At 35.6% G+C, this 19,303-nt stretch carries 18 protein-coding genes; 2 read left to right on the top strand and 16 right to left on the bottom strand.

Annotated features, from left to right (window positions below; translation table 11 throughout):
* The gene (locus ACFSTA_RS05820; RefSeq protein WP_377555636.1) at window positions 1-363 is read right to left on the bottom strand and encodes an Asp23/Gls24 family envelope stress response protein; all 363 of its coding nucleotides are present in this window, start codon (window positions 361-363) and stop codon (window positions 1-3) included.
* Window positions 364-594: 231 nt separating this feature from the next.
* Here ACFSTA_RS05820 and rpmB point away from each other — a divergent pair, with 231 nt between their 5' ends.
* On the top strand, window positions 595-783 hold the full coding sequence (gene rpmB, locus ACFSTA_RS05815) for a 50S ribosomal protein L28 (protein WP_072886868.1): 189 nt from the start codon (window positions 595-597) through the stop codon (window positions 781-783).
* A gap of 129 nt (window positions 784-912) precedes the next feature.
* Here rpmB and spoVM read toward each other — a convergent pair whose 3' ends face one another.
* From spoVM to ACFSTA_RS05740, 15 genes are all read right to left on the bottom strand, one after another.
* On the bottom strand, window positions 913-996 hold the full coding sequence (gene spoVM / locus ACFSTA_RS05810; RefSeq protein ID WP_155669575.1) for a stage V sporulation protein SpoVM: 84 nt from the start codon (window positions 994-996) through the stop codon (window positions 913-915).
* A 50-nt stretch (window positions 997-1,046) separates the two neighbouring features.
* A complete protein-coding gene (locus ACFSTA_RS05805) occupies window positions 1,047-1,694 on the bottom strand; it encodes a thiamine diphosphokinase (protein ID WP_377555635.1) in 648 nt (215 codons plus the stop codon).
* 13 nt (window positions 1,695-1,707) lie between these two features.
* Window positions 1,708-2,361, bottom strand: coding sequence for a ribulose-phosphate 3-epimerase (rpe, locus tag ACFSTA_RS05800; protein ID WP_377555634.1), 654 nt, complete (start codon window positions 2,359-2,361; stop codon window positions 1,708-1,710).
* A 3-nt stretch (window positions 2,362-2,364) separates the two neighbouring features.
* Window positions 2,365-3,246, bottom strand: a complete 882-nt coding sequence (gene rsgA / locus ACFSTA_RS05795; protein WP_377555633.1) for a ribosome small subunit-dependent GTPase A — start codon at window positions 3,244-3,246, stop codon at window positions 2,365-2,367.
* Complete coding sequence (gene pknB / locus ACFSTA_RS05790) at window positions 3,247-5,280, bottom strand: Stk1 family PASTA domain-containing Ser/Thr kinase (protein WP_377555632.1); 2,034 nt, start codon at window positions 5,278-5,280, stop codon at window positions 3,247-3,249.
* Window positions 5,280-6,038, bottom strand: a complete 759-nt coding sequence (locus ACFSTA_RS05785) for a Stp1/IreP family PP2C-type Ser/Thr phosphatase (protein WP_377555631.1) — start codon at window positions 6,036-6,038, stop codon at window positions 5,280-5,282. The genes pknB and ACFSTA_RS05785 overlap by 1 nt, the downstream gene beginning before the upstream one ends.
* 278 nt (window positions 6,039-6,316) lie before the next feature.
* Window positions 6,317-7,675, bottom strand: coding sequence for a 16S rRNA (cytosine(967)-C(5))-methyltransferase RsmB (gene rsmB / locus ACFSTA_RS05780; RefSeq protein ID WP_377555630.1), 1,359 nt, complete (start codon window positions 7,673-7,675; stop codon window positions 6,317-6,319).
* A gap of 1 nt (window position 7,676) precedes the next feature.
* Window positions 7,677-8,618, bottom strand: coding sequence for a methionyl-tRNA formyltransferase (fmt, locus tag ACFSTA_RS05775; RefSeq protein WP_377555629.1), 942 nt, complete (start codon window positions 8,616-8,618; stop codon window positions 7,677-7,679).
* Window positions 8,619-8,632: 14 nt separating this feature from the next.
* On the bottom strand, window positions 8,633-11,041 hold the full coding sequence (gene priA / locus ACFSTA_RS05770; protein WP_377555628.1) for a primosomal protein N': 2,409 nt from the start codon (window positions 11,039-11,041) through the stop codon (window positions 8,633-8,635).
* Window positions 11,028-12,245 (bottom strand): bifunctional phosphopantothenoylcysteine decarboxylase/phosphopantothenate--cysteine ligase CoaBC, encoded by a 1,218-nt coding sequence (gene coaBC, locus ACFSTA_RS05765; protein ID WP_377555627.1) that lies wholly within the window; start codon window positions 12,243-12,245, stop codon window positions 11,028-11,030. The genes priA and coaBC overlap by 14 nt, the downstream gene beginning before the upstream one ends.
* Before the next feature lie 272 nt (window positions 12,246-12,517).
* Window positions 12,518-12,718, bottom strand: a complete 201-nt coding sequence (rpoZ, locus tag ACFSTA_RS05760; protein WP_377555626.1) for a DNA-directed RNA polymerase subunit omega — start codon at window positions 12,716-12,718, stop codon at window positions 12,518-12,520.
* Complete coding sequence (gmk, locus tag ACFSTA_RS05755) at window positions 12,715-13,335, bottom strand: guanylate kinase (protein ID WP_377555625.1); 621 nt, start codon at window positions 13,333-13,335, stop codon at window positions 12,715-12,717. Before gmk ends, rpoZ begins: the two co-directional genes overlap by 4 nt.
* Window positions 13,336-13,376: 41 nt before the next feature.
* Complete coding sequence (gene remA / locus ACFSTA_RS05750; RefSeq protein WP_377555624.1) at window positions 13,377-13,637, bottom strand: extracellular matrix/biofilm regulator RemA; 261 nt, start codon at window positions 13,635-13,637, stop codon at window positions 13,377-13,379.
* A 97-nt stretch (window positions 13,638-13,734) separates the two neighbouring features.
* A complete protein-coding gene (locus ACFSTA_RS05745) occupies window positions 13,735-14,616 on the bottom strand; it encodes a YicC/YloC family endoribonuclease (RefSeq protein WP_377555622.1) in 882 nt (293 codons plus the stop codon).
* A 204-nt stretch (window positions 14,617-14,820) separates the two neighbouring features.
* A complete protein-coding gene (locus ACFSTA_RS05740; protein WP_377555621.1) occupies window positions 14,821-17,508 on the bottom strand; it encodes a calcium-translocating P-type ATPase, SERCA-type in 2,688 nt (895 codons plus the stop codon).
* Window positions 17,509-17,591: 83 nt separating this feature from the next.
* Here ACFSTA_RS05740 and ACFSTA_RS05735 point away from each other — a divergent pair, with 83 nt between their 5' ends.
* Window positions 17,592-19,298, top strand: a complete 1,707-nt coding sequence (locus ACFSTA_RS05735; protein ID WP_377555620.1) for an Rqc2 family fibronectin-binding protein — start codon at window positions 17,592-17,594, stop codon at window positions 19,296-19,298.
* Window positions 19,299-19,303 lie beyond the last annotated feature (5 nt).

Genomic DNA, 19,303 nt, shown 5'->3' with positions numbered 1-19,303 from the left:
TTAATCTTTTGCTACGCGTACACCTTGTATGTATATGTTTACTGAATCAATTGCTAATCCTAATGATTTGTTTAATGTATATTTAACTTGTGATTGAACATTATGTGCTACTTCTGATATTTTCGTACCATAGCTAACAATAATATACATATCAACATGCAGATGATTGTTTTCTTGCCTTACAACTACTCCACGAGAAAAGTTTTCTTTTCTTAGAATTTCAGCAATACCATCACGGATTTGACTTTTTGAAGCCATTCCTACTATACCGTAGCATTCTACAGCTGCCCCACCTGCTATTGTAGCAATCACTTCATTTGTAATTGTTACCTGACCATCATTTGTATTAAGTTCTATGGACATTATGATCCTCCTTTAATACTTTTATCATATGTTTATTTTACTACAAGCTTAACAATTATGAAAGAAACCATACCCATACTACCTTGGAATCTAATTTGCCCCTTATTACAATGAACGATTCATTGTAATCTGTCAAGATATTTTTCTTTATACATATATTGCATTTATTCTCTAGTTATGATAAATTATATAAGTATGAAATTGACTTTTGTTAGAGTAGGAGGGATTACCATGGCAAGAAAATGTGTTGTAACTGGACGTAAAACTCGCAGTGGAAACCAACGTTCTCACGCTATGAATTCCAACAAACGTAATTGGAAAGCTAATGTGCAAAAAGTTCGTATTATGGTAGATGGAAAACCTAAACGTGTTTATGTTTCTGCACGCGCCCTAAAATCAGGTAAAGTTGAGCGCGTATAATATACCTGAATGAACGCATTAGTTAAAAGCACCCAACAGTATGGGTGCTTTTTTCATTGTCTCTAACATTATCAACTTCCAAAAAAAAGAGCTTCTGTCAATACAAATTGACAAAAGCATGAATCTTCTTTACTTATCTTTTTTAAATACACCGATCACGACACGAACAAATCCACCGAGAAATCTTGGGAGTTTAATAGTATAAAATTTCATGAGTTCGCCCTCCTCCATATACAAACAAAGCTACATTGTGAATCGTTTGATTATAAATCACGACTCTTTATAAATAATAGTATGCCTTCCTTATACGAAAAAGTACCATTATTTAAAAGAAGCTTGTTTGAAATCGATAGCGTACTTCCATAACAGATGGTTGCGTCAGTTAGCGGATAGTAAAAGTCTGTCAATGTTAAACCTTTCACCTGCTCTGTCACTGGAATAAAAGAAAGATTAGGGTATTCGTGATCGTTATGAACGATATAACTTCCCGGCAATGTTAGTTCAATTTTATTCTGTTGATCTATTATTACTGCTTCAATATCTTTTGTTATTATCGTTTTCAGTAGTTGAATATTTGCTAACGTATGATCCAACCTTCCTCCTGTTACAGCAAACAAGATTATTTTATCCGGATTAAGCTTAAATGCTTTTCGTAATGCTATTTCTATGTCTGTTTCATCTTTTTCAATAGCATATTCCTGAAACAACCCTGCATATTGTTGGATTTTACTTTTCTCCTGACTAGTTACAGAATCAAAATCCCCAACCGCTAGATCTAATGCTATATTCTGTTCCAGTAATGTTACAGCACCACGATCAGCTCCAATCCAATAATCTACGTTATATTTATACAATGATAAATTCGGTAATATATTGGTAGGTCCGTTTCCTACGATTCCAATCGTTTTCATATCTACTACTCCATTAATTTGTTGCTTCTAATATATTTTGAATAGCTTTTCTTCTATCCTCTTGATTAAATACAGCACTACCCGCAACAAGAACATCTGCACCGGCTTCTGTACATAATTTCGCAGTTTTTGTATTAACCCCACCATCTACTTCAATTTCAAAGGATAACCCTTTTTCCTCACGCCATTTAGCAATTTTCTTTATTTTATTCACGGTATGATGTATAAATGATTGTCCACCAAAACCTGGGTTAACGGTCATAACCAATACAAGATCAACATCTGGTAATACCTCTTGGATCAGCTCTGCTGGTGTGGCTGGATTAATAACTACTCCGGCTTTTACACCAGCCTGTTTAATAAGCTGGATGGTTCGATGCAAATGTACACTTGCTTCCTGGTGAACGGAAATGATAGAAGCACCAGCATCAGCAAAGGTTTGAATATAAGCATCTGGATTCTCTATCATTAAATGTACATCTAATGGTAAATCCGTAACTGGTCTAATTGCCTCAACAATCAAAGGTCCAATTGTAATATTTGGGACAAAGTGGCCGTCCATCACATCAACATGAATGTACTCGGCCCCTCCTTTTTCCACATCCTGAATTTCTTGTCCAAGTTTAGCAAAATCGGCAGATAATATAGAAGGCGCAATTTTTGTCATTGTTTAATACCTCGGCTTTCTTGATTGAATTTCGTCTGCAAAACTAACGTAATGATCATACCTATAGGAAGCTATGTCACCACTTTCTACTGCTTGTTTCACAGCACATTTTGGTTCTTTTAAATGCATACAACCTCGAAATTTACATTCATCACTTCGCTCTCTCATTTCAGGGAAGCAATGCGGTAATTCTGCTAGCTCTAATTCATCAAAATCAAGTGCACTAAATCCTGGTGTATCTGCAACTAGACCACCACCCACTTCCATTAGTTCAACATGTCGAGTTGTGTGTTTACCCCTACCTAAACTTTTAGAAATATCTGCTGTCTTAAGTAATAATTGTGGATTTAACACATTTAATAATGATGACTTACCGACTCCAGATTGGCCGGCAATAACCGATACAGAACTAGAAAAATATTGCTTCATTTTTTCTAATTCTGTAGGTTTTTTTGCTGAAAATAACTCTACCGTATAACCTATGGATTCATATTCTTTTTTATAGTTATTTATATTTTCTCGTGTAACTTCGTCTATTGCATCAATTTTCGTAATAAATATGATAGGTTTTAACCCTTTTGCCTCAATTAACACAAGAAAACGATCTAATAATGTAGTACTAAATTCCGGCATCGTGGCAGAACTAACAATTATGGCTTGGTTAATATTTGCTATTGGTGGACGCACTAATTCCGTTGTCCTTGGTTTTACTTGAGTAATATAACCTTCATTATTGTCGTCGATATCAAATGTAACAAAATCACCTACTAGAGGCGTTATTTTTTTTTTGCGAAAAACGCCTCTTCCTTTACATTGATAAACACCATCTGTCGTTTGAACGTAATAGAAACCACTTAGCGCTTTGATAATTCTACCTTCTACCATCTAATCTCCCTCTTCAAAAGGTATTGTCTTGTTATAAATTTCTTCCCCATCACGGGTAACCCGATAGGTTGCTGACGAACCTGGGGCAATTAACAACGGTACTCGATATTCCGTATCTTCTAAAATTGTATCTTGAATATATACTTCATCCAGATTATGTTCCATATCATCAATGTAAATTAATACCGTTTGCTCTTTAGGATCTTGATTATCTTGGTCACCCTCACCATCATCTGCTTCAGGCTGTTTATAAGTAACCGTAAAGTAAACTGTAGTTGATTTAGGCGGTATTTCTTCTGGCCCCATTGAAATATAGACATCAACTGTAGTCCCTTTTTCAATTTCATCATTTGTGCTTGGATTATGTCTAATGACTTGTCCCTCAGAAACATCCTCAGAATTTTCTTCTAGTTTATTCATTTTTAAGCCTTCAGACTCTAAATAATCCTTTGCTTCTGCCTCAGTAAGACCTTTTAAATTATTTAGTTTTACTAATTCTGGTCCAATACTGACTTCAAATATTACAGTTGTTTCACCAGGAACGACTTCTTCGTCAGGTGCCGGTTGTACCTGAGCAATAATTTCACCTTCTGGTCGATCAGAATGTTCCTTATATTCTATAACTTCACCATATCCTTTTTGCTCTAACAGTCGTTTAACTTGACTGTAATCTCTACCGACATAATCATCAAAAACCTCTTTTTTCTTTCCTTGACTTACAAATACAGTAACCGTTGAATTCTCTACAACTTTCCTTCCTGCTTTTGGGTCAGTTTTGATGACTAATCCTTCTTCTATTTCTTCGGAATAAACGGATTCGGATTCAACCTGTAAATTTTCTTCTTTTAATCGATCTTCCGCATCATCATATTCCATTTCAATAACATCTGGAATGGTAACTTCTTTTGGTTTCATCATGCCAGGAATGACAAACAACGCAGCAATCCCAGACGCCAAAAGAACAAATAATATAATGGATAGGACGACCCATTTCTTCTTACGCTGCTTTTTCTGCTTTTTCTTCTTTGGCTTTTTGTCCTGATTAATCGATTCTGATTGTCCAGCAGCAACATTTTTAGTTTCTCCATTTGATTGATGAACAATTGTATCCTGATGTTCGTGATTTAGTAGTTGGTTATCTGTAATAATTGGTATAGCCTTTGTTTCTTCACCAACTTCTGATGGTGGTGTGTACCTTTCTTCATTTAATTTGTTCGGATCTAATGCCGTTTCTAAACTAGCCTCCATTTCATAGACGGTACTAAATCGATGAAACGGATCCTTAGAGGTTGCCTGCAATACAATATTCTCAACACTCTGTGGGACCTCCTGGTTAAAACGTCTTACAGATGGCGTATCACTCTGCAAATGCTTTAATGCAATAGATACAGGAGATTGTCCTGAAAAAGGCAAGCGTCCAGTTAATAATTCAAAAAATACGATACCTAGTGAATAGATATCAGATTTCTTTGTAGCTAAGCCACCTCTTGCCTGTTCAGGTGATAAGTAGTGGACCGATCCTAATATGGAATTTGTTTGTGTTAATGAAGTCGCACTTAATGCTACAGCAATCCCAAAATCTGTAACCTTTATATGTCCATATGTATCCATTAATATATTTTGCGGTTTAATATCTCGATGTACGATCCCGTTTTCATGGGCATGAGAAATGGCAGAAGTGATTTGCTTCATAATATCTATCGCTTCTGGTACATCGATTGGACCGTATCGTTGTATGTATTCTTTTAATGTCATTCCATCAACATATTCCATAACCATAAACAAAATCTGTTCTTCTTCGCCTACATCATAAATATTTACGATATTTGGATGGGATAAACTTGTCGCTGATTGCGCTTCTCTGTCAAAACGGGCTATAAATTCTTCATCATTTGCATATTCCAAACGTAATACTTTGATGGCTACATCTCTGTCCAAAATAATATCTTTAGCCAGATAAACATCTGCCATTCCCCCGCCACCGATTGTATCTTTAATTCGGTAACGATCATGTAATAGGTGACCTTTTAACATCAATCTTCACCTACTTTCACAGACGCTTCATGTTCAATAATAATTAATGTAACATTATCTTCCCCACCACGATCATTTGCTAGATCAACCAATTTTTGACTGACTTCCTCCATTCCTACCGATAAATCTTTCATATAATCAGCCAGTTCGCTGTCTAATACCTTATCTGATAACCCATCTGAGCATAACAGTAGCTTATCTCCATCTTCCCAACTTACTGTTTGTATATCAGATTCCACATTTGCTTCCGTTCCTAATGCTTTTAGAACTACGTTTTTTCGAGGGTGATCTTTTGCTTCTTCTTTGGATATTTGTCCAGATTGAACAAGTGCATTTACTAATGAATGATCTTCTGTTATTTGGTTAAAACCATTTTCATCATACAAATAACATCGACTATCACCTATATGGGAAATCGTAATAAATTCTTCCGTGCAAATAGCTACAACAACGGTAGTCCCCATCCCTTGACATTCTTCTTTTTCAATTGAATGCTTATGAATAGTTTCATTCATCTCTTTAAGTATTTGCTCCATCCATTCTTCTACTTGCTCTGGTGAAGTTAATGGATTGCTTTGTCGCCATTTTTCTTCAATAAATGTAGTTGCCATTTCACTTGCTACATCTCCAGCTTGATGGCCACCCATTCCATCAGCAATGATTGCCAATAATTGACCTTTATCATTATAAAAGATACCACCTGAATCTTCATTATGATTTCTTACCTTACCCCGGTCACTTAAAAAATGTCCCTTCATTCTTCCACCCCTTTTTAAAACCAGCACTAATTTTATATTATAAGTATTGCACAAAATTCTCTATAAGAATATCAGATTATACACAAAAAGGTATTATTTTGTATATTATCATAAAATATAACAGCTTTTTAGTCCGTGTTTCACTCAGCTCCGAAAATCGCTACGGAAATACACTACCCTTTCTGCAATCTCGCGAACGAAGGTCTAACAGAGTGGAAACACCTTGCTGTTGCTTCACTGTTTATACCAAAATTGTAACAAACGATGTGAAAGAAGTCTTAAGAAGGTGATACTCTTTTTATCAAACGAGTTAAAAAGAAACCATCTGTTTGAAATGATTGAGGAAATAATTGAACCCCATATTCCGAAACCCCTAATGAATCTTTTAAGCTCTCAGGTATTTCGTCAAATAGTTTACTATCAACTATATACTGATTATTTTGATGCAGAAATTGCTTAACGACATGCTCATTTTCTTCCGGGTCCACTGTACAAGTACTGTACATTAATTTACCTTCTTCTTTTAGTAATGGTGCAACACTGTTTAAAATTGCTAGCTGGATTGTCGCTAATTTAGTAATATCTGCTTCTTCTTTATTATATTTGATATCAGGCTTTCCACGGATTACCCCAAGACCAGAGCAAGGTGCATCAACCAATATACGGTCAAATGTGTCTGGTCGATAAGTTTCATGTAAGTTTCTTGCATCCGCTTTTTTGGCATCAATGATGGTTAACTGAAGTTCAGATGCTTTCTTATCGATTAATTTAATTTTCTTTGCATGTAGATCATGTGCATCTATCCAGCCTTTATTCTGCATTTTCTCTGCGATATGTGTAACTTTACCACCTGGAGCACTACAAGCATCTAAAATGTGCATACCAGGGTTCGGTTGCAGCATTTCTCCAACGAGCATTGAGCTTTGATCTTGAATTGTTAGATAACCTTCCTGGAATAAGTAGGATTTTATAATATTTCCTTTATCAATAATGATACCTTGTTCTGAAAAAATGGAAGGTCTAACTTCAAAGCCCTGTTTTTCCAACTCTTCCATAGCTTCTTTTCGAGAAATTCTTAAAGGTTGTATACGAACAGATGTAGCCCGATGGTTTAAATTAGCTTCGCACATTTCCTTCGTTGTTTCATAACCATAATAGTTGATCCACCGTTTAACAAGCCATGTCGGATGACTTGTCTCAATAGCTAGTCGCTCTACATTATCTTTGATTTCAGATGTGCTTGGAACCCCATTACGTTGCACATTCCTTAGTACACCATTCACGAGCGAAGATATCCCTTTATGTCCTCTACGTTTAGCAATTTCTACAGCTTCATGGATAATTGCATGGTCAGGAACTTTATCTAAGAATATCATTTGATACAAAGACATTCGTAGTAGCATCCTCACCCATGGTTCCATCTTCTTCTTTTTATTTATAAAATGATTCATATAATAATCTAATGTAATTTTACGGTTAATCGTCCCATACACAATTTCAGTTAAAAGACCTTCGTCTTTAGGTGATACATGATTTTTTTTGATTTCATGATCAATAAGTAAGTGACTGTAGCCGCTATCCTGTTCAATTCGTAATAACAAGTCAATAATTGTATTTCGAAGTACATATTTTTCCACGCTAATCACCCATTTTTGATCCTATTTTAATGCGATCGCTTGATCCCTGTAAAAACTGTTTCACTGTCATTCTTTTCTTACCAGCAGGCTGGATCTCGGTTACTTTTAATCCTTTTTTATTCCCGCAAACTACGACAAATGCTTCATCATTGATTTTATTTACGATCTCACCAGGGTTACCAGTATAGCCACTGTGATCCAATTCTCCCCACCATATTTTCATGACCTTACCTTCATATGTTGTGAATGCAACTGGCCATGGGTGGAGACCTCTAATTTGGTTATAAATAGTTTCATTCGACTTATTCCAATCGATTCTCTCTTGATCCCTTTTAATATTGGATGCGAACGTGGCTTTTTCTTCATCCTGTTTGCGTGGCGTAATACTACCTGCAAACAAGTTTGGTAATGTCTCTTGTAACAATTCTGCCCCTAAGACGGAAAGTTTATCGTGCATACTTCCAACATGGTCATCGCCCTCGATGAGTATACTTCGCTGGGTGAGTATGTCACCTGCATCTAGTTTCTCAACCATATACATAATCGTAATTCCTGTTTCTTTTTTCCCTTGCATAATTGCATAATGAATTGGTGCCCCACCGCGTAGTTCTGGTAGTAATGATGCATGAACATTAATACAACCAAATGGAGGTGTTTCCAATAATTCATTCGGTAGCAATTGTCCATATGCTGCTGTAACTATTATATCGGGATCATAATCAAGAATCGTTTGATAATCATTTTTTAATTTCTCTGGTTGAAAAATAGGTATATTATGCTTTTCTGCCTCTACTTTTACTGGGGGAGGTGTTAATACTTTTTTTCTCCCCTTTGGACGATCAGGCTGTGTTACGACTAATACAACTTCATAATCTGAAGCTGTCAACATTTGCAAAACGGGCACCGAAAAATCTGGTGTTCCCATAAAAACGATTCGTTTCATCATTTACCTTCTTTCTACATTAAGTGATACGGTTGCATATCAACTGTTATTAATAAATTATTTTTGCGAACATCATCTCTGAACTGTTCCGTTATTTCTCGAATATATGCACGTATTTGTGGTTCATTTTTATATTTTATCATGCACTGATACCGATATCTATCTTTCATACGTGTTATCGGGGACGGGGTTGGTCCTAATACAACCGTCTCTTGCTGGATTCGTTGTAGTAATAAATGAACAATTTGTTGTGTAACTTGTACGACTTTTACTTGATTTGTATGAGAAACAGTTATGAGTGCTAAAAAGTAATATGGTGGATAATGAAACGTTTTTCGCATTTTCATTTCATGTTGGAAAAATTGATCAAAATCATACTTACTAGCAAGTTCTATACTATAATGATCCGGAGTATACGTTTGTACCACTACTTCTCCTTTTAATTCATGTCTACCTGCACGTCCACTAACTTGAGTTAGTAATTGAAATGTTTTCTCGCTTGATCTAAAATCTGGTAGGTGCAACATGGAATCAGCTGTTAATACCCCTACTAATGTGACATTTTCAAAGTCAAGTCCTTTGGCAATCATTTGCGTCCCTAATAAAATATCTGCCTGCTTTTCGGCGAACTGCTTTAATAGTTTTTCATGTGCCCCTTTTCTTCTAGTCGTATCCACGTCCATCCGTATTACGCGTGCTTCTGGTAGCAACTGTGTTAATGCCTCTTCTACTCGTTGTGTCCCTGTTCCAAAATAACGAATTAAATCACTCGTACAGGATGGGCACTCTGTTGGCATTTTTTCTTCATAGGAGCAATAATGACATTTTAATTGATTGCTATTTTTATGATAGGTTAATGCAATATCACAATGTGGGCACTCGGTAACATGACCACAATCTCTACACATTACAAAAGTAGAGTAGCCACGGCGATTCAATAATAATACTACTTGCTCCCCGCGACCAATAGCTTCCTCCATTTTTTTCATCAGGGACCTAGAAAACATCGTACGGTTACCTGCATGTAATTCTTCACGCATATCTACTATGTTAACCTCTGGCATGTCCTGATTATTTGTTCGTTTATTTAACGTGGCTAAATGATACACCCCTTTTTGGGCACGTGCAAAAGACTCTAACGTCGGTGTAGCGCTACCCAGCACAACTGGACAATGATAATATTGACCACGTTTAATCGCAATATCTCTTGCATGGTAGCGTGGTTGATCTTCTTGCTTATATGTTGTTTCATGTTCTTCATCGATTATGATAATACCAATATTTTCGAAGGGTGCAAATATTGCTGATCTAGCACCTACAACAACTTGCACTTCTTTTCGTTGAATTTTTCGCCATTCATCATATTTCTCACCGCTTGATAAGGCACTATGCATAACAGCTACTTTAGAACCGAATCTACCTTTAAAACGTTTTACCATTTGTGGAGTTAACGCTATTTCTGGAACGAGTACAATAGCTTCTTTCCCTTTTTGAATTACATCTTGAATAGCTTGTAGATAGATCTCTGTTTTTCCACTACCTGTAATACCGTGTAAAAGAACGACATTGTGCTTTTCATTCGCGATGTCATTTTGAATTGGAGTAATAGCCTGTTTTTGTTGATCAGTTAATTGCAATGGTGAAGTTTTTTCAAAATCAGCATCATTATAGGGATTTCGATATACTTCCGCTTTGTATGTCCTCAATAAGGAGCTATCTAGTAACGGTTTTAGAGTTGACCTTGATGTTCCTAACATTTTTAGTAATTTGCCCTGTTCAATTGCCTCAGGATTCTGTATAAAATAAGCTACTATTTCCCGCTGTTTCGAAGCTTTTTTTGGTATTTCCGCATATGCTTCTTCTAATAGATGTGCTTCCTTGGCAGGACGTATCATGGTTAATTGCTTTTTTGTAATCTTTGATTTAACAATATAATCCACTCGAATATCTCCAGACTGAATTGCTTTTTGCAATTGGGAATATCGGGCAGTGGAGTGTTCAAATTCTTCATAGGTAATAATATCTCTTCCAGCAAAAAGGTGCTCCAGCTCCATAGGAAGTTGGACATGTTCCTCCCGAATTAATTCTTTTTTATATTGTGATTTTAAGACTTGTGGCAACATTGCCTGATAGGCAGTGATATATAATGTAAGTGTATCCTCAGCAACCCATTTTCCTAACTGTAATAATTCATTTGTTAGTACCGGAGTAAGATCTAATACATCGATAATTTCTTTTAATTTATCAAAGGAAGAATTTGTTGATTTTCCAACGACAAAACCAGATATCTTTCGAGGACCGAAAGGCACAATCACTCGCATACCAATAGATAAAATTTCTTGGAACCTATCAGGTATTTGATAGTCAAATGTCTGATTAATTTCTTTAGCTGGCACATCAACAATTACTTTAGCTATATTCACTGAAACCATCCTTCATATCCCGTGCGATAAAGGTTAATATTTTTTGGGCTACATCATGCTTGGATGCTAATTGAATTTCCTCTTGTTGTAGTTGTTTGTTGACATATGTTGCAACATTTGTATCTCCTTCAAAACCCGCCCCTACCATATTCACATTATTAATTACAATGGCGTCTAGGTTTTTCTTTTGAAGCTTCTTCACCCCATATTCTAATGGTGTGGTCGTTTCAGCAGCAAACCCAACCAAAAATTGATCTGTTTTCATTTCACCAAGTGCTTGAAGAATATCTTTAGTTCGCTCCATTTCGATATGTAGTTCTCCTGTTTGTTTTTTCATTTTTTCGTCGTAGGTAATTTTAGGACGATAATCAGCAACAGCAGCAGACTTGATAATGATATCATGGTGAACAAATTGCTCCTTCATGACATGGTACATTTCTTCTGCAGAGGTGATGTTAATTCGATTAATCCGACGATTATGCGTTTCTAATGCAACAGGTCCAGATACTAATGTAACATCTGCCCCCATATTTGCCGCAACCTCAGCCAGAGAATAGCCCATTTTCCCAGATGACCGATTGGTAAAAAAACGGACGGGATCGATTCTTTCACGGGTCGGTCCAGCAGAAATTAATATTTTTTTACCTGCTAATAATTCTGATCTTGATTGATGTTTGCGTACCGCATCAATGATACTCTCCGGTTCTTCCAATCTTCCTTTACCTATCCAGCCACAGGCTAAATAACCAGCTCCGGGCTCTATAAAATGATAGCCCCATGCTTCTAATTGTTTCATGTTATTGACAACCGCAGGATGATCATACATATTTACATTCATTGCAGGTGCAATATATATCGCAGCTTTTGTAGCAAGTAATGTCGTTGTTAACATGTCATCAGCTACCCCACTTGCCATTTTACCTATTATATTCGCCGTTGCGGGAGCAATTATTATGATATCTGCCCAATCTGCTAAATCAATGTGAGCAATTTTTTCGGGGTCTTTTTCATCGAACGTATCTGTGTACACTGGATTTCGCGATAGTGCTTGAAAGGTTAATGGGGATACGAATTGCTCCGCACTTTCTGTCATAATTACCTTTACTATTGCCCCTTGTTGTGTTAGTTTACTCGTTAAAGCACAAGCTTTATATGCTGCAATACCACCTGAAACACCTAATACGATTTTTTTATTCTGTAACATCATTAGGACTCCTCTCTAACACGTTCACTTTTACTCTAACTAAGTTATACCATAAATTCGAATAGAATCTAATCATGTCGATTTATTTCATATATTTTTTTAAATGTACCCTTTTCGCATTACCGGAGCGTAAGTCACCATTGCGGTTATGTAGCAGTATATTTCAATTACTTATGAAGAATCATTACTCGGAAAAACAACAATCATTTAGAAAACATCTTAAAGAAAAAGTACCCCCCTCGCATCTTTGATGTGCAAGGGGGGGAATATGTTTAATTATTCTCTTCTAATATTAACTCACCAGCCTGAATTTCTTCAAGCGCCATTCCAACAAACTTATCTGATTTCGGATTTTCTATCTTAAGATTATTTACCTCACGAAGCTGTCTAGCTCTTTTTGCAGATAAAGTAACTAATGAATACTTTGATTTAATAATTTCTTGTAGCTTATCAATTGATGGTTCTAACATCATAGGATATCATCCTCCAATATTTTCTTATATTGCTTTGCAATACGTTCCCGCTTGCAATGTTCACTCTGTATGATCGATTGTATTTTGGTTACTGCATTATCTACATCATCATTCACAACGACATAATCATAAGCATCCATTAATTCAATTTCTTTACGTGCTTCCTTTAGGCGATTAAGAATTAATTCTTCTGATTCCGTACCTCGATTAACAATCCGGTTTTTCAATTCTTCTAAACTAGGCGGAAATAAAAAGATAAATACACCTTCAGGGAAATTCTCTTTTACTTGTAATGCACCTTGAACCTCGATCTCTAAAAATACGTCATATCCATCAGCCAGGGTTTGTTCGACATATTCCCTTGGCGTCCCATAATAATTATTAACAAATTTAGCGTATTCTAACAGTTTATTTTGTTCAATGAGCGATTCAAACTCTTCATTTGACTTATAAAAATAGTCGATTCCATTCTGTTCACCTGGACGCATGTCTCTCGTTGTCATGGATATCGAATATTTTAAATCTGTCTTCCGGTCAAAAAGTTCTTTTCTTACGGTACCTTTCCCTACTCCAGATGGACCGGAAAGAATAAATAAAATACCTTTTTCTTCAATCAAAATGTTTCCTCCTAAATATATGAAAAATGCTACCGATCATATTATTCATCGGTTATTTCATCATGACTTAACACACGTTGACCAACCGTTTCAGGTTGAACCGCTGATAATATGACATGGTCGCTATCAGTGATGATAACTGCCCTTGTCCGTCGGCCATATGTAGCATCTACTAATTTATTGTTGTCTCTTGCCACGGTGATAATACGTTTTATTGGAGCAGATTCTGGTGAAACAATGGAAATCACCCTATTTGCAGAAACTACATTTCCAAATCCTATATTTATTAATTGTAAGCCCACATTAGCTCCCCCTTATATTATATCTCTCTATTAATGAACACTTCCTGTTAATTTGTATATCCATTATAAAAAATAAAATAGAAAAAATACAACGATATTATTCAATATTTTGTATTTGCTCTTTAATCTTTTCTATATCACTTTTTAATGAAACCGACCATTCGCCTATTTGGCTATCTGTAGATTTGGATCCAATTGTATTTGCCTCACGATGCATTTCTTGTAAGATGAAATCCAATCTTCTTCCAATTGGTTCCTTCGTGTTCATAAGTTCATTAAAATGGTCTATATGACTTAGAAGTCTTGTGATTTCTTCTGAAATATCTCCCTTCTCTGCAAGGAGTGCAATTTCCTGATGAATGCGATTAGAGTCAACCTTTACAGAGTCATCAACATACTCATCAATTCTTGTTTTTATTCGCAATCGATATTCTTCTATGACTTCATTTCTTCGCCCTTCTAATAATAATACCATACTTCGAATAGATTTTACTCGTTCTTTGATATCATTCGATAAAAATTCTCCTTCCTTTGCTCTTCGGACCATAACTTGTTCACAAGTACGGTGGATACTTTCCATGATCGTATCCTGTAATTCTGTAGGCTGATTCTCACTTTCCTGTAATATGAATAAGTCGGGTATCGCTGTTAGCAATTCTACTGGTATTTCACCTGCCAATTGATATCTATTTTTTGCCTCACTTAATTCATTAAAGTATTGATCCATCAAGTCCCAGTCAGTACGCAGCGTTTTCTGAGTGAAACTTTCCCCTTCAAATGCTACATAAACCTCCACTCTACCTCTATGGAAGAAGGATTGCACTAGCTTTTTGATTCGATCTTCTAAAAACAATAAAGTTCGAGGAATTTTTGGATTGAAATCTAAAAAACGGTTATTAACTGTTCTAATCTCAACCGTTATTGTTGTGTTATCAAGTTGAATAGTATCTCTTCCATAGCCAGTCATACTCATTGTCATATGTATCACATCCGTCCATAATTTAATAATCTGGTTAGTTTTCTTAGATTCTAGTATAACAAAAAGGCTGTTTTCTAAAAAATTATAGCTTTTTAATAATTATTTATTAGAAGTTTTAGAAACTGTGACATAACATTTCTCTCAAGAAATTTATAGCCAACAAAAAGAAGAACCCATTGTTTCATAGGGTTCCTCATTATATTATTATTTTTTTGTAAATCCAAATAAAACAGTAGGTAAAGAACTCAAGCCGATAATTAACATCCAGTCACGTAAGCTTAAAGCTGTTGTATGGAAAATTGGCTGCAGGGGTTTCCAATAAATTACAACTAACAATAATAATAAGGATGATACAACTGCAAGAATTAGATACATATTTTCGAATGGATTTCTGTCAAAGACGGATGTTTCACTACGGCAATCAAATACATGAATTAATTGAGCCATCACAAGTGTTGTAAATGCAACTGTCTGACCATAAATTAAATTATCTGGGTTGTTTTGATAAGCGAGCATAAAAGCAATTAATGTTACGATTCCTATTAGAAATCCTCTACTAATTATCTTCCACCCTAATCCTCTAGCGAAAATACCCTCTTTTGGACTTCTTGGCTCTTTTTTCATGACGTCATCTTCTGGTTTATCCAATCCCAATGCCATGGCTGGGAGTCCATCCGTAACTAAATTCACCCATAATATTTGCACCGGAACTAATGGCAGTGGCATTGCTAGTAACATCGCAAATAACATGACTAAAATTTCTCCGACATTCGATGCTAGCAGATATCGAATAAATTTACGTATATTTTCATAGATATTTCTTCCTTCTTTAATCGCTGCTTTAATCGTAGCGAAATTATCATCCATTAATACTAAGGAAGATGCTTCTTTTGTTACATCTGTTCCGCTTATCCCCATACTGATTCCAATGTCACTGGCTTTTATGGCAGGAGCATCATTTACTCCATCCCCAGTCATTGCAACAATATGCCCCCTCTGTTGAAAAGCCTTAACAATTTTCAATTTATGTTCCGGTGTTACTCTTGCAAAAACATATACATCTTCGATAATGTTTTCTAATTCTTCAACAGACATTTGATTTAATTGATGCCCTTCTAAAACAAGTCCATCTTCCGGAAATAAATTTAATTTCATAGCAATAGCTCGAGCTGTTTTTACATGATCACCGGTAATCATGACCGTTTTAATTCCAGCTTGTCTACATTCTTCTATTGCTAATTTAACTTCTTTTCGGGGAGGATCAATCATTCCATATAAGCCAATAAAAGTTAGCTCTTTCTCTAAAAATACTGTATCTAAGGATTCTTCCTTCGACAATGGTCTCATCCCAATGGCTATCGTACGCAGCGCTTTTTCCGCCATTCGATCAATTGCATCCTCAATTTTATCCTTATCTTTAGGCTTTAATATTCTTCTTCCATCTTTATCGAGTAAATACGTGGAACGAGGTAATAGAACATCTGGAGCACCTTTTGTGATTAAGAAACGCCGTTGATTATTATCTTCAACAATTACACTCATCCGTTTACGATCGGAATCAAATGGAATTTCTTTTATAATTTTATAGTCTTCGCTACTCATAGGTGTTAAACCAATTTTTCTTGCAGCAATGACTAATGCACCATCAGTTGGATCACCGTCTACATAGTATTTACCTTTTTTCACTTGTAAAGAAGCATTATTACACAACATTCCATACAAAAGCATTGTTTCTAAATTAGAAAAATTTCTGTCTACTGTCTCTCCATTTAATAAGTAGTCCCCACTTATATTATATCCATCACCAGTGACATGGAGGTTTTGGTCATTTACATATATTTCTTTTACAGTCATCTGATTCTCGGTCATAGTTCCGGTTTTATCTGAGCAAATTACAGATGCACAGCCTAACGTTTCTACAGCAGATAGTTTTCGAACAATTGCCTTTTTACGGATCATCCGTTGTACACCCAAGGATAATGCAACTGTCACAATTGCGGGTAATCCTTCAGGAATTGCAGCAACAGCTAATGATACACCAGCTAGGAACATGTTATAGACGGGATGTCCTTGCAAAACTCCTAGTCCCACAACTAATACCGTTAATAATAATGCAACAACAATTAGAATCTTTCCAAGTTCTGCAAGCTTTCGTTCTAAAGGTGTTGGAACTTTTTTCGTATTTGCCATTAAAGATGCTATCTGACCCATTACTGTATTCATCCCAGTTCCAACAACAATTCCCACACCTGTTCCACGTGTTACAAGTGTTCCCATGAAGCCCATATTCACTTGATCCTGAGCATCTAAATCATCTCTAGAAATAGCGGTAGCATGTTTCATAACAGGCAATGACTCACCAGTTAAAGCTGACTCCTCTGTCTCTAAATTATTCGCTTTTACGATACGAATATCTGCAGGAATTCGGTCACCACTTTTAATTTTGACGACATCACCAACAACAACTTCACGTGAAGAGATTTTTTCCCACCTTTGTTCTCGTAACACATTTGCCATTGGTGCCGATAATTCTTTAAGTTTTTCTAATGATTTCTCTGCTTTTTGTTCTTGAAAATATCCGATAAATCCATTTACTAAAACAATTACCATGATTGCGATCGCATCAATATACTCTCCTAACATTCCTGCAATTAATGTGGCTGCTAGAAGTACAATAACCATAAAATCTTGAAATTGCTTAAGAAAAATCAACCATTTAGAAATATTCTTCTCTGCTACTAGTGCATTTTCTCCGTATTGTTTACGTCGTTGTTCTACTTGTTTGGAAGATAATCCTTTATTTGTTGTAACGGTTAACTTTTGCTCAATCCTTTCGACATCTAACTGATACCATTTTTTCACATTACATTCCTCCACATGTATACAAAACATTAGACTTGTCCTTACTTCTCTTAATGGATATCTATGCAGTCTTGTCCGAAAAAATGCTATAATTGAATGTGAGGTGAAATCACATGCCATTCGATGGAATTGTTACAAAAGCTTTAACAGAAGAATTACAACAAAAAATAATACCTGGAAAAATAAATAAAATATATCAGCCGACAGATACAGAACTCGTTTTAACAATTCGAAGTCAAGGAAAAAATCATACTTTATTACTATCCATACACCCTACATATGCACGATTACATCTAACCGATGACGTGTACAAAAACCCTACAGAACCACCGATGTTCTGCATGGTGTTACGTAAACATTTATCTGGATCAACAATTGAGTCCGTAGAACAAAAAGGGATGGAACGAATTGTTACATTTACTATCAAAACGAGAAATGAAATAGGTGATATTACAAACAAAAAACTGGTTATTGAATTAATGGGAAAACATAGTAATGTCATGTTAATCGATGAAGAAAAAGGTAAAATAATTGACAGTTTAAAGCATGTCTCAATGGCCCAAAATCGTTATCGTACAATATTACCAGGGGCAGAATATATAGTACCACCACAGCAAAATAAGCTAAATCCGTTAGAAATCGATGAAGATACATTTATTCGAAAACTGGATTTCAATGCCGGAAAACTTGATAGACAAATTGTGAGTTTACTAGTCGGCGTATCTCCTTTTATTGCTGAAGAACTCATTAAGAATGCACAACTAGGATCAACCGAAGTTTATAAACAAATTTTTGTGGATTTCCAAAATCAATTAAAGAACAAGGATTATTATCCAGCAATTTATATACATCAAAAAGAAGACTTTCATGTTCTCCCAATAACAACGAGTATAGGTGATGTAAATGAATTTGCTTCTACGAATGAAATGCTTGACCATTTTTATTCCGGAAAAGCAGAAAGAGATCGTGTAAAGCAACAAGCAAAAGACCTTTATCGTTTCATTAAAAATGAACAAGATAAAAATAAACGCAAATTAAAAAAACATCAAAAAACATTGCAGAAAGCGGAAGATGCGGAAGCCTTTCAAAGAAAAGGAGAGCTATTAACAGCACATATGCATTTAGTCAAACAAGGTGACAAAAAGATCTCAGTTGTAGACTATTACGACCCAGATCAAAGGGAGATTGACATTGAGTTAAATCCTAATAAAACACCTAGTGAAAATGCACAAGCTTATTTCAAAACCTATCAAAAACTAAAAACCTCCAAACAAGTAGTTGAACAAGAAATTATTAAAACGAATAACGAAATCCAATATTTTGATCAATTACTACAACAAATTGATGTAGCTGGCGTTGAAGATATTGAAGAAATTCGCGAAGAACTTCGAGAAGAAGGGTACTTAAAAAAACAGACGAAGCAAAATAAGAAAAAAAATAAACCTGCTAAACCAACTCCAGAGGAATACATTTCAACTGACGGCACTTTGATTTTAGTAGGTAAAAACAATAAACAAAATGAATATGTAACAATGAGAATCGCGCATAGAGATGATATTTGGCTTCATACCAAAGACATACCTGGATCTCATGTTGTTATTAGAGATAAAGAACCGAGTGAGGATACCATTATGGAAGCAGCATTATTGGCTGCGTATTTCAGTAAATCAGGCAGCTCTTCTTCCGTACCAGTAGATTATACTAAGATTCGCCATGTTAAAAAACCAAATGGGGCAAAACCAGGATTTGTTACCTATGAGAATCAAAAAACAGTATTTGTAACACCCGATAAAGCAGTTGTGAATGGATTAAAAAAATAAAGATA

The organism is Ornithinibacillus salinisoli (assembly GCF_042684965.1).
Lineage (GTDB): Bacteria > Bacillota > Bacilli > Bacillales > Amphibacillaceae > Ornithinibacillus > Ornithinibacillus salinisoli.
The sequence above is the reverse complement of the archived record's forward strand: the minus strand, read 5'-3'. Positions and strand labels throughout refer to the sequence as shown.